Raw genomic sequence first — 11,738 nt, forward strand, 5'->3', positions numbered from 1 at the left:
GGTCGGGGCCGGGCGCAGGGGGGGTGTGGCCGGCCGGGCGGTCAGCGGCCGAGGCGTCGCAGGGTCGCGCGCGGGCGGTTGGTGATGATGGCGTCGACGCCCAGTCCGACGCAGAGATCGACGTCCTCGGGTTCGTTCACGGTCCACACGTGCACCTGGTGGCCGGCCCGTTTCAGCCGCTCGACGTACGCCGGGTGACCGCGCACGATGCGCATCGAGGGGCCGGCGATCCCGACCCCCGCCGGCAGCCGCCCGTCGCGCAGCCGGGGCGAGACGAACTGCATCAGGTAGACCGCCGGGATCGTGGGCGCGGCGGCGTGCACGCGGTGCAGCGAACGCGCCGAGAAGCTCATGATCCGCACCGGCGACTCGGCCGGCGAGGCCGGGGCGTCCAGGCCGAACCGCTTGAGCAGCGTCAGCAGCCGTTCCTCCACCTGTCCGGCCCAGCGGGTCGGATGCTTGGTCTCGATGGCCAGCTCGACGCGCCGTCCCGCGTCGGAGACGAGCTCCAGCAACCGCTCCAGGGTCAGGACCGACGTCTCCTCGCGGTCCTCGGGCCGGACCTCCCAGTCGGGGTCCTCCTCGCGCGCGTGCCAGGCCTCGTGCGCCTCCTTCGTCTTCCAGGAGCCGAAGTCCAGGGCCGCCAGGTCGGCGAGCTCCAGGGCGGACACCGCCCCGCGCCCGTTGGACGTACGGTTGACGCGGCGGTCGTGCACGCAGACGAGGTGACCGTCCGCGGTCAGCCGTACATCGCACTCGAGGGCGTCCGCACCGTCCTCGATCGCCTTCTTGTACGCGGCCAGGGTGTGCTCGGGGGCCTCCTCGGAGGCGCCCCGGTGGGCGACGACTTGAATGTGGTGCTGCCGTGCGTGAGTCACCGCGTCATCGTGCCACCGTCGGCCCGTCGTCTGAGAACCCTCTGAGATCTTTCGAAGATGCGCGCTTATTGTGCGTATTGACCCTTATAAAGAAAGACCGAGGACCCACAGGCACCGCTTATGGTGCTCTGACGGCCCGTGGGAAAAGCTGAGACGTACAAAAGGACAGGCAACAGCTTCAGCGCGCCGGGTAGTGGACGAAGCGTGCGCCGAAGCGCGTCGAGCGCCTACGGGCACGACCCAGTGCGACCCTGTGCGACCGCCGAAAACAGCCGTGGATCGAGGAGAAGAGCTGTGAGCACCGAGAACGAGGGCAAGAGCGAGGGCACTCAGGTACCCCCGGCCCCGTCCGCACCCCCCGTGCCGGTGGAGTCTCCCTCGGCCGCCTCGCAGGCGTCCGCGCCCGACGCCGGCGCGCCCACCACCCCGCTCCCGGCGACGCCCCCGCGGGCGCCGGAGCCGGGCCCCGCGGGAGCCGCCGGTGCGACCGGCGCGCCCGAGGGCGGCTGGCCTCCGCCCGGCGCGGCCCCGACGACGCCCGCCCCGTCCGCCCCGGTCGACGGCGACTGGCCGCCGCCGACCGTCCCCCACGCCTCCCCCGCGTACGAGTCCGGCGCCCCCCAGGGAGCCCCGGCCGGCCACGGGAACGACTGGCAGAACCCGCCGCCCCCCGCGACGCCCCTGTACGCCGATGCCGGTGCGGGCACGCACGCGTACGGCGCCGACGGTGGCGGCGCCGGTGCCGGCGGAGGCAGCGGGACCGTCTGGGGGGCCTCCTACCAGCAGCCCGCGCCCAAGTCGGGCCGTGGCCGCGGCGGGCTCGTCGCCGCGGTCCTGATCGCCGCGCTGGTCGCCGGCGGCCTGGGCGGCGGCCTCGGCTACACCCTGGCCAGGAACGACGACGACAGCGGTTCCACCACCGTCTCCGCCTCCACCGACGGCGGCGCCGTCAAGCGCGACCCCGGCACGGTCGCGGGCGTGGCCGCCAAGGCCCTGCCCAGCACGGTCACCATCGAGGCCGAGTCCAGCAGCGGCGAGGGCGGCACCGGCACCGGCTTCGTCTTCGACACCCAGGGCCACATCGTCACCAACAACCACGTGGTGGCGGACGCCGTCGACGGCGGCAAGCTGACGGCGACCTTCCCGGACGGCAAGAAGTACAACGCCGAGGTCGTCGGACACGCCAAGGGCTACGACGTCGCCGTGATCAAGCTGAAGAACGCCCCCTCGGACCTGAAGCCGCTCACCCTCGGCAACTCCGACAAGGTGGCCGTCGGAGACTCGACGATCGCGATCGGCGCCCCCTTCGGCCTGTCCAACACGGTCACCACGGGCATCATCAGCGCGAAGAACCGCCCGGTGGCCTCCAGCGACGGCTCCGGCAGCTCCTCCTCCTACATGAGCGCCCTCCAGACGGACGCGTCGATCAACCCGGGCAACTCCGGCGGCCCGCTGCTGGACGCCTCCGGCAACGTCATCGGCATCAACTCCGCGATCCAGTCCACCGGCGGCGGCGGGCTCGGCGGCACCACCCAGTCCGGCTCGATCGGCCTCGGCTTCGCCATCCCGATCAACCAGGCCAAGTACGTCGCCCAGCAGCTGATCAAGACCGGCGAGCCCGTCTACGCCAAGATCGGCGCCTCCGTCTCGTTGCAGGAGGGCTCGGGCGGCGCGAAGATCACCGACACCGCCGAGGGCGGTTCCTCGGCGGTCGAGTCCGGCGGCCCGGCGGCCCAGGCGGGCCTCAAGCCCGGCGACGTCATCACCAAGCTCGACGACATGGTGATCGACAGCGGCCCCACCCTGATCGGCGAGATCTGGACCCACCAGCCCGGCGACAAGGTCACGATCACCTACGAGCGCGGCGGCAAGACCCACACCGTGGACCTCACCCTCGGCTCCCGCAAGGGCGACAACTGAACCCACGCGCGCGTACCTCCCCGGGCGCGGTGACCACCGCCCCCACGCGCGCGTGCTCACCCGTCGCTCTCGTCCCCGCGCCGCCGGTCACGAACGGCGCGGGGTGGGCTGCCCGAGCGGCCTGAGCGACGGTCCTGAACAGCGCGAGAGCGTGACAGCGTCGGAAGGGGCGCCCCTCACCGAGGGGCGCCCCTTCCGCGTGCGAGCCGTCGGGTCAGCGAAGCGCACCGTCGGTGATCTGAGTGGCCATGCCGTTCTTGACCACGACCTCGGCCTCCACGCCCTTCTTGGCGGCCTTCTCCAGGTCGGCCTCTTCGCAGGGGGCGTCCACCTTCGAGCCGGCGGTGCCGCAGATCTGGCCCCCGCCCAGGATCACGGTGTCCTCGGAGAGGAAGAAGGCCTGCTGCTCACCGCCGGAGCCCTGCGCCGCAGGACCGTCGACCTGGTACTTGCCGGGCGCCATGTAGCGCACGATGCCGTACCAGGTGCCGCTGACGCCCTTGCCCTTGTTGAGCCCCTCCACCACGGTCTCGCCGGAGTCGGACGTGCCCCCGGAACCGGACGTGCCGCCACCGGACGTGCTCCCGGAACCGGTCGCGCTGCCACCGCCGGACGACTTCCCGGAACCGGACGTGCCACCGCCGGACGTGTTCCCGGAACCGGAACCGGAGGGGGACGCGGAGGCGCCGCCGGCGCCTGTCGCGCCGGACTTGTCCGCCGCCGCAGACGTGTCGGCCTTGGCGGAGGAGCTGTCGGCGTCGTCGCTCTGGCTGCACGCCGTCATCAGCAGGGTGCCGCCCAGGAGTGCGGCGGAGACGAGGAAGGCCTTGCGGCGGTTGCGGATCATGGGTCAATTCCCCTGCGAGGTCGATTGGGTGAGCCTGAGGTGCGGGCGTCACTCGGCACGTTCTTGATCATTATGAGTGGTCCAGGACCCGCGAGGCTGCCTCGGTCCTTGATCCAGGACGAGGCCGTCACGATCCCGTGACATGACCAACTGGAGGTGAAGGAAACGAGGTTGATGCTTCCGGCGACGGCCGCCCACCCCTCCGTCCTCCTCAAGGCCCTCCCGGCCTCTACCCGGCGGACGTGGACCTCACCGAGCTCGACGTCCGCCCGGGATCCGGATCAACCTGGGGCCGACGCGGAGCCGGTGGACCCCGTGCGGACCACGAGCCGCGCGCGAGGCCGGAGGCCGGTACGCTGTACCCGCTCCACCCCAGGTGGGCAGGGGCACAGGTGGGTTGCCCGAGCGGCCTAAGGGAACGGTCTTGAAAACCGTCGTGGCAGCGATGTCACCGTGGGTTCAAATCCCACACCCACCGCGTGGAGAGCAGTGAGAACGGCCCCTGACCAGGAACTTTGGTCAGGGGCCGTTGTCATGCCCGGCATCCGTGACTGTCCGGTGTTACCCGTGGTTCCCCGCTCGATCGGGCACGGCTGGGGCACGGGAACCTTCCCCAAGACCCACCAGGGGACGCTCGTGTGTATCTGGCACAGCTCTGCACCTTGCAGGGTGAGCTATCCGCTCACAGCGGGCGGATACAGATCGGAATTCTATAAGCGCTGCGATTTATTGGTTATTTCTTACAGATTGGCCAAAACGATTTTACTGGATGGGGATTGTTTGGCATCATGGGTTCATGAGTGCACGAAAGGTCTCGCGCCAGCACGTGGTTTCTCAGGTGCTGCTTAAACGGTTCACGATGCCTGAAACTAAAGGAGGTGGTTCTCGGCTCATTCCCTTTGACCTTAATTACCCGGATCGCCACCACAAGCTCAAAGGGTCTCGCGAATGTGGCTGGATTAAAGACTTCGTTGCCTACGAATCGGGTTCCATTGAGGAGTTGTGGGGGCAGGTCGAGAGGCGGGTGCCGGAGGCATTCCGGGCCGTAGATGCGGGTACGCCTTTCAATAAACCTGACCACGTAGAAATTCTGCGAGACCTCGTCGTGCTGCACCTCGTTCGGTCTCACCGTTACCGGGAGGCGCACCAAACCGCCGTCGTCACTGTGCGTGACCGTCTGCGGCGTGGACTTACGCAGGTCTACACCGAGGAATTGCGCCGTGAGGCGCTACGGGAGACCGGGCTTCGTCTGGCAGACCCGCAGGCTCTGAACGCGTTCGCAGAGAAGTTGATCGAGAGTTCCGAACCTGCCCAGGACCAGGCCAGCGGGAAGGCGTTTCGAGTCAGCATCGAGGAAATGTATAGAAAGGTTCGAGATAAGGTTTCTGGCTGGCAGGTGGAGGTCCTCTCTCCGCAAGTGGGTCAGTTCCTCATAGGCGATACTCCTGCCATCACGCTCCGGAAAGAAAACGGGGAGTTGCAATACGGTATGGCCGTCGGGGATGCGACCACAATTGTGCTACCTCTTGGTCCGGGTCACCTGCTGGCTCTCGGGCCGCAGAATCGGTCCTTTAGAATTCCAAAGGACCTGGTTGACGAACTCAATGCCGTCCAGATTCTTGCGGCAAATCGATACGTGTATCTGCACCCGCAGAGCGGTCTGGAATCCTTCGTCAAGGCTGGTGTGAGCTCCCGCATGGGTCGATAGAGGCGTTCGGGCGGCACGTCGAAGGGGCGCGTCACGTCGGCTGTCTAGGTTGGCGGAGCGGTTTTGGGCTGGAGCTGCTTTGGGGGGAGTGATCATGGCCCCGTAAGCTTCCGGCGAGTCGGGCAGTCTGTGGACCTGCCCGTTAAAGCACGACGTTGGGGCCATGATCTTCGAGGCTCCCCCCAAAGTGGCTGCCTAAAGCCGTGGAGCCGACCGCCCCAGCCACGACGTGTTCTGACCTCGTGCTCCGTGTGCCTGTCTCTTGGGCGGGCGGGGGCCGTCGGCCGTGCCGAGCGGGGCGGAGACATGAGCGCGGGCGCGGACGGCGGCCCGCGCCCGCCCGGAGGAGCGAAGCGACGACGGGTGCTTGATGAGGTAGAGATTCCTGTAACAGCTCAGCTGCTCAGGCGGTACTCCAGGACGTACGAACCGGCGTCCAAGAGCATCTGGTTGACCTCCACGGGGCGTTCGTCCTCGGTGAAGGCTGTACGGCAGATCTCCAGGACCGGAGTGCCGGCCGCGAGGGCCAGGGCCGTGCGCTCCTCCTCGCTCGGCATCCTCGCGCGCAGTTCCTCGGAGAAGGTGACCGGTTCCGCTCCCAGCTCGGCCAAGCGGGCATAGCTGCCTCCCGGGCCAGTGTTCGGCTGGGCGATCGCCGTGTCTCGCACCAGATCCGCGGGAAGGTACGACGTCGCGATCTGTACCGGGCGGTCCTCGACGACGAACTTCCGGCTCCGCACGATGACGGCCGCCCCGGGCTCGAGGTTCAGCAACCGTCCGATCTGGCGCGGGGCTTCGGCCTCGTAGACCTGGACGTCGGTGACCAGGGGGCGCTGGGCCACGTCGGCAGACCAGATGGACTGACCGGCTTCGCGGCGGGACTTGGAGAGACGGTCGTTGGCCACCCGGCGGATCGGCCTGAACTCCCGGACGTAGGTACCGGATCCGGGGCGTGCGACTGCCAGACCCTCGCTCACGAGGATCTTGAGTGCCTGGTTGGCGGTCATCTTGGCGACGCCGTACGTCTTCACCAGCGAGGGTTCACCGGGCAACCGATCGCCCGGCACCAGCTCACCGGACTCGATCCGCGCCCGGAGATCGTCGGCAATCTGCCGCGCAGTCTCGGGCATGTCTCTCTCCACTCGTCGATGCTCCCTAGGGTGGTCAGCCTACCCGGCACCCCCTTCCGGACGCACGAGCGTGTACCCGATCGCTCACCGAACGCACCGACTTCCGCAGGTCTCGTTGACATCCCTAGGGAGGTTTGGTTTCAATCTCCCTAGGGAGGTGAACACTCCCTGAAGAAGGGCGACGCCCCTACCGCCAAGCAGATGCGCCGCCCCACCCCTCTTCCAAGGGAGCCTCCATCATGCCTGTCTCGCTGATCCACGCCGGTCGGCCGACCGGGGTCTTAGCGCCGAGGATCATTCGCCGCACGGCCCGTAGCTGCGCGGTGTGCGGCAAGACGCGTTGCCAGGACGCGAACGTCTGCCGCACGGCCTTCGGTACCACCGAGTGGCTGGAGTGCCCGGCCTGCGCGGGCAGCGGCTACGACACCACCGGATTTCAGCTCTACTGCCCCGACTGCGGCGGCGCGAAGGTCCTGGAGGTCGAGATCATCGATGCTCCGGGGGTGGTCGAGTGACGGTGTTCCCCGTCGCCCCTGAGGCCGTGGCCGGTGCTGCGGCCTCCATGGGGACCGACCCCGTGACCCTGGCTGATCTGCTGCGAGTCGCCTCGGCTCCCGGGTTCGACCGATGGCGCGATCAGGTACGCCGTACGGGTGGCTGCTCGGACCCGATCCACTTGTCCGGTACGACGGTCACCCGTGACGCCCGGACCGGGGATGTCCTCTACTCGTACTCCACGTCCGAGGAGCCGGGCGGACGCCTTCGGGTTGCCTGCGGCAACCGGCGCGCCTCCCGCTGCCCCTCCTGTGCCTGGACGTACGCGGGGGATGCCTACCACCTCATACGGGCCGGGCTCACGGGTGATCAGCGCATGGGCATACCCGACGGCGTACGCATTCACCCCGGCGTGTTCGCCACGCTGACCGCGCCCTCCTTCGGGCCGGTCCACAACCGTCCCGAGAACGGTCGCTGCCGCTGCGGTGTCGCCCATTCCGAGGACGCCGCCGAACTCGGCACGGCGCTCGAGGCTGACACGTACGACTACGCCGGGGCCGTTCTCTGGAACAACCACGCCGGGGACCTCTGGCGACGCTTCACGATCTACCTCCGCCGGGAGATCGCCGCTCGTGCTGGCATCACTCAGGCCACGCTGCGGGAGGTCTGCCGGATCTCCTTCGGCAAGGTCGCCGAGTTCCAGAAGCGCGGGGCGATCCACTTCCACGCCATCGTCCGACTGGACGGTCCGGCCGGTCCCGACGACTCCCCGCCCGAGTGGGCCAGTACGGAGCTGCTCGGCGATGCGATCCGCGATGCCGCCGCCCGGGTCTCCGTCCCGGTGGCGCCTGCCGATGACCACCCGGCGCGCCTCCTGCGCTGGGGTGACCAGGTCGACATACGGGCCATCGGCACCGACGGCCAGGAGCTGACCGAACAGGCAGTGGCCGCGTACGTCGCGAAGTACGCCACCAAGGCCGCCGAGTCCACCGGCACGGTCGACCGCCGCGTCGGGGAGCTCTCCGAACTCGACAAGCGGCCGGACCTGCCCGACCACACTCGGCGCCTGATTCGAGCCTGTCATGCCCTTGACCAGCACTACCCGGACCGCAAGCTCTGGGCCTGGGCCCACATGCTCGGGTTCCGTGGCCACTTCCTCACCAAGTCCCGCCGCTACTCCTCGACCTTCGCCGAGCGGCGTCAGGTCCGCGCCGACTTCCGCGCCCGCCAGGAGCGTCGGGAGCGAGGTCTGTCCGAAGCCCTGGACGACTCGGAGGGCTCCACACTCGTGCTCGCCCACTGGTCCTACGCCGGGCACGGCCATACCCCCGGCGAATCCTGGCTCGCCGCATCGATCGCAAAGGACATCCGACTGAACCGAGAGACGGCCCGTGAAGCGCTGGCCGACATATCTGATCTTGATGTTGAGGCTGAGGGGGAGTGGTGAGTGTGGATCGGCTGTTGAGTGTGCAGGAGGTCGCCGATCGACTCGGAACCGGTGTGAGGTTCCCCCGTCGGCTTGTTGAAGAGCGTCGCATCACCTTTGTGAAGGTCGGCCGACACGTGCGGATCCCTGAATGGGCTCTGGAGGCGTACGTGGCCGAGAACACCGTGCAACCGATCGCCCTTCGGCCCAACGCGCTCAGGAGGGCCGCCTGATGGCTGGCAAGCGCAAGTCCCGCCGTGCCTTCGGCCGGATCCGCAAGCTCCCCTCAGGCCGCTTCCAAGCTCGATACCCGGGGCCCGACGGAGTGCTCCGCCCGGCTGACCGGACGTTCGCCACCACGACGGACGCTGACCGGTGGCTTGCCCGCAAGCGCATCGAGATCGAGGAAGGGCACTGGCTGGACCCCGCCGCGGGGCAGACGACCGTACGCGACTGGGCGGCCCGGTGGCTCGCAGCCGTCTCCCCGCAGCTCAAGCACAAAACACAGGCGTCGTACCGGTCTCTGATCAACTCGCTGATCAACCCGGCTCTCGGGGACCGTGAGCTGTCCAGTCTGCGGCCGATCACGGTTGCCGAGTGGGTCGGAGGGATGAAGACCAAAGGGCTCAGCGCTTCCAGGATCCGGCAGGCGTACCGCGTCCTGTCGCAGATCATGCGGGCCGCCGTCGACAACGACATGATCCCGCAGACGCCGTGCCGGGGCGTGAAGCTGCCTCGGATGCCGCAGACCGAGCCGCACATCCTCACGCCCCTCGAAGCCTCCCGGCTCGTACGGAGTGCCGCCGCGCCGCATGACCATCTGATCGCGCTTCTCGCGTACGCGGGCCTGCGAGTTGGAGAGGCGTTCGCCCTTCGGCGCTCGGACATCGACGTGTCCGGCGGCTTCGTCCTAGTCGACGAGAACCTTGCCGAAGCCAACGGCACCTTGGTCTTCGACACCCCGAAGTCCCATCAGAAGAGGCTCCTTCGCGTCGGCCCCTCGTTGGCGAAGCGGCTCGGCCGGCACCTGGAGACTCTGCCCGGCGGGGATGACGCGCTCCTGTTCACCACCCCAGCGGGGAAGCCGTTGCGCTACAACCAGTGGCGCAAGGCGTACTTCGACCCGGCCGTCTCGGCGGCCGGGCTGACCGACGTCACCCCGCATGATCTCCGGGCCTCACACGGGACCTGGGTCGCCGACCGGTACGGCGTGATGACCGCCGCTCACCGCCTCGGCCATTCGAACGCGAGCGTCACGACCCGGCACTACGCCCGGCCGGTCGCCGGTCGCGACGACCAGGTCGCCGAAGCGGCCGACTCCTGGCTGAGCGGGCACGATCACGAGCCTGGGGCACGTAGCGGGCACGATGACGATGATGACGGGTCCGCAGGCGTGCTCGTACCCGTCTGACCTGCTGCGGAGCGTCCCGCCTCCCCGACCGGCGAGAGATCTTGAAAACCGTCGTGGCGCGAGTCACCGTGGGTTCAAGTCCCACACCCACCGCAGCGGGTCAGAGCGTTGCAGGTCAGAAGGGGTGCCACTCTCCGGAGCGGCACCCCTTCGGCGTGACCGTGTCTCACCCTGATTCGCCGGTATCCCGTCTTTGACCAGCATGTGCGGCCAACCTGCGGCCAGGATTCACGGCCCTTGCATCGAACCGGATGCACTGCTGGGGAGGCCGTCATCGTGGGTGTCGGCTATGAGTTCGGCGAGGGTGAAGTGGGCCTCGTAGCTCGACAGCCGGTCTTCGACGCGCACGACGTAGCTGCGCTCGGACACGCGGAAGACCCGTCTTTTCTGACGGTGCCGCCCTGCTTTGGTGAGGGCCTGTGCGTAGGTGTCGATGAGCCGCAGCATCACCGCGAGGGCTTGCTCCTCGGTCCCTTCCAGTTCCTTGTGGATGTTGTACCGGAAGGCTTCCGCTTCACCCTCGGCCTTCATGATGGCCCATCGGGGCATGGTGTTCTCCACTTCGTAAGGCGGCGTGAGCTGTCAGGGCACGCGGCCGCGTCGCATGGTCGGCCCGCACGCGGCTTCGGGCATGGAGGCCTCGGCGCGGGGAGGTCATCGGAAGAAGGAGGGCTCAGAACCTGGGCACGCGAGGAGCACGGCGCCTAGTCGGGAAGGGCCACGATGGTGACGCCTGCGGCGAGCATCCTCGCGATCACTTGGTCCGCGAGGTCGTCATCACAGATGACCTCGGCCATGGGCGGATCGCCCTTCAGGATCGGCAGGTAGCCGATGCTCGATCGCCAGAGCTCCCAGCGATGACGCTCAGTGGTCCACATGGGCTCGAACTCGAGCAGGTTCCGGTCGTTCATGCCACCCCCTGGTGCACGGTAGCGCGCGGTCGACGCGACCGGATGCAGATCAACAACGGTGGGTCAGGACCCTGACGGCGAAGGGGCGGTGGGAGGCGTCGCTCTGCTCGGCCTCGTAGCCGAGGCGTGGAGGATGCAGGCGATCGCTTCCGCGGTGCGTTCGTGGACGTCGACCGAGGCCTGGATCGCCGGATCGCGGGTCCGGCCCCGCTCTACGGCCGGGGTCGAGCACCCTCGGTCCGGCCGGTCTCTCTTCGTCCACGGCGGGCACGCCCCAGCGCGGGCGGCGGGGCGGTTTGGGGCGGGGCCGCCAGGGAGGTCGTGCGTCGGCTTCCGGGTCGCGTCGGCCCGCCGGGCCATGGGCGCCTTCTCGGCGGCAGCCGGAGTCCCTAGGATGCGGGCGGGGCGGAGCCGTAGCGCAGGGGTCGTCGCGCGCGGTCTCCAAAACCGCGAGGACGCCGGTTCGAATCCGGCCGGTTCCGCCTTCCGCTTTCCGCCTTCCTGCTCCCTCGCCCCTCGCCCTTCGCCCTTCTCCTCTCCCTCTTCCCTCTTGTCGCGGCTTCTTGTTCCGTCCTCCTGGCGCGGGCGGGCGAGGGCTGTCCCGGCCCGACGCGTGCGTCAGTCATCAGGGGCGCCGGGCGGGCTCGAAGCGCCCGGCGGTCTCCGCAGGTCGAGGTGCGCGCGCTGGGCTGTCATGCGGGCCGCCGAGGCGATCGTGCCGCGGGCTTCCCTCGGCGTCAGACCCGTTCGTTGCGCGGCGGCGATCAGGTCCTCGGTGAGCTCGGGGCCGATGCCGTCCTCGTAGGCCCGGCAGGCGGCCCAGAACAGGCGGGTGTTGCGCTGCCCTTCGTGGGCGGCCAGGACGAACTGGACCAGGCCCCGGCCGTGCGCGCCGCCCGCCGTCGGTCCGGAGCCGCCCGGGCGTGGTGCGCGCGGCGGCGGCAGCAGCAGGCGCAGCAGGGCGCGGGGGCAGGGCGCGGGGGTGAGGTGGGCGTCCAGGCCGGGGACCAGG

Annotated in this window: 12 protein-coding genes and 2 tRNA genes; 8 read left to right on the forward strand and 6 right to left on the reverse strand. The window is 69.0% G+C overall.

Annotation, left to right across the window (positions count from 1 at the left end):
• Positions 1–41: 41 nt before the first annotated feature.
• A complete protein-coding gene (locus KMS84_RS35210) occupies positions 42–878 on the reverse strand; it encodes a glycerophosphodiester phosphodiesterase (RefSeq protein WP_256920604.1) in 837 nt (278 codons plus the stop codon).
• Between the two features lie 294 nt (positions 879–1,172).
• Between KMS84_RS35210 and KMS84_RS35215 the strand changes: the two genes are divergently transcribed.
• Positions 1,173–2,798 carry a S1C family serine protease gene (locus KMS84_RS35215; protein ID WP_256920605.1) on the forward strand — a complete coding sequence of 542 codons (1,626 nt, stop codon included), beginning with the start codon at positions 1,173–1,175 and terminating at the stop codon, positions 2,796–2,798.
• A gap of 214 nt (positions 2,799–3,012) precedes the next feature.
• Here the strand turns inward: KMS84_RS35215 and KMS84_RS35220 are convergent, their stop codons facing one another.
• Positions 3,013–3,645, reverse strand: coding sequence for a hypothetical protein (locus KMS84_RS35220; protein ID WP_256920614.1), 633 nt, complete (start codon positions 3,643–3,645; stop codon positions 3,013–3,015).
• 391 nt (positions 3,646–4,036) lie between these two features.
• Here KMS84_RS35220 and KMS84_RS35225 point away from each other — a divergent pair.
• Positions 4,037–4,123 (forward strand) — tRNA-Ser (locus tag KMS84_RS35225).
• 318 nt (positions 4,124–4,441) lie between these two features.
• The gene (locus tag KMS84_RS35230) at positions 4,442–5,353 is read left to right on the forward strand and encodes a DUF4238 domain-containing protein (protein WP_256920606.1); all 912 of its coding nucleotides are present in this window, start codon (positions 4,442–4,444) and stop codon (positions 5,351–5,353) included.
• A gap of 395 nt (positions 5,354–5,748) precedes the next feature.
• On the opposite strand, the gene KMS84_RS35235 is transcribed toward KMS84_RS35230, so the two are convergent.
• Positions 5,749–6,483: a GntR family transcriptional regulator gene (locus tag KMS84_RS35235; protein ID WP_256920607.1), complete on the reverse strand. Its 735-nt coding sequence runs from the start codon at positions 6,481–6,483 to the stop codon at positions 5,749–5,751.
• A gap of 239 nt (positions 6,484–6,722) precedes the next feature.
• Here KMS84_RS35235 and KMS84_RS35240 point away from each other — a divergent pair, with 239 nt between their 5' ends.
• Genes KMS84_RS35240 through KMS84_RS35255 form a run of 4 tightly spaced genes read left to right on the forward strand, consistent with a single transcriptional unit; the run spans position 6,723 to position 9,815 of the window.
• Positions 6,723–6,998 (forward strand): hypothetical protein, encoded by a 276-nt coding sequence (locus KMS84_RS35240; RefSeq protein ID WP_133258193.1) that lies wholly within the window; start codon positions 6,723–6,725, stop codon positions 6,996–6,998.
• Between the two features lie 26 nt (positions 6,999–7,024).
• Complete coding sequence (gene repSA, locus KMS84_RS35245; RefSeq protein ID WP_438819023.1) at positions 7,025–8,425, forward strand: replication initiator protein RepSA; 1,401 nt, start codon at positions 7,025–7,027, stop codon at positions 8,423–8,425.
• A complete protein-coding gene (locus KMS84_RS35250) occupies positions 8,419–8,637 on the forward strand; it encodes an excisionase family DNA-binding protein (protein WP_256920608.1) in 219 nt (72 codons plus the stop codon). Before repSA ends, KMS84_RS35250 begins: the two co-directional genes overlap by 7 nt.
• Complete coding sequence (locus tag KMS84_RS35255; RefSeq protein WP_256920609.1) at positions 8,637–9,815, forward strand: tyrosine-type recombinase/integrase; 1,179 nt, start codon at positions 8,637–8,639, stop codon at positions 9,813–9,815. Before KMS84_RS35250 ends, KMS84_RS35255 begins: the two co-directional genes overlap by 1 nt.
• A 228-nt stretch (positions 9,816–10,043) precedes the next feature.
• Here KMS84_RS35255 and KMS84_RS35260 read toward each other — a convergent pair whose 3' ends face one another.
• Together KMS84_RS35260 and KMS84_RS35265 are read right to left on the reverse strand one after the other, a co-directional pair.
• A complete protein-coding gene (locus KMS84_RS35260) occupies positions 10,044–10,376 on the reverse strand; it encodes a hypothetical protein (RefSeq protein ID WP_256920610.1) in 333 nt (110 codons plus the stop codon).
• 143 nt (positions 10,377–10,519) lie between these two features.
• Positions 10,520–10,726, reverse strand: coding sequence for a hypothetical protein (locus tag KMS84_RS35265; protein ID WP_256920611.1), 207 nt, complete (start codon positions 10,724–10,726; stop codon positions 10,520–10,522).
• A gap of 407 nt (positions 10,727–11,133) precedes the next feature.
• Between KMS84_RS35265 and KMS84_RS35270 the strand changes: the two genes are divergently transcribed.
• Positions 11,134–11,208 (forward strand) — tRNA-Trp (locus KMS84_RS35270).
• Between the two features lie 136 nt (positions 11,209–11,344).
• Here KMS84_RS35270 and KMS84_RS35275 read toward each other — a convergent pair.
• The coding region (locus KMS84_RS35275) for a primase alpha helix C-terminal domain-containing protein (RefSeq protein WP_256920612.1) at positions 11,345–11,738 on the reverse strand (394 nt) is incomplete at its 5' end.

The sequence above is a fragment of the Streptomyces hilarionis genome (assembly GCF_024539675.1).
Classification (GTDB): domain Bacteria; phylum Actinomycetota; class Actinomycetes; order Streptomycetales; family Streptomycetaceae; genus Streptomyces; species Streptomyces hilarionis.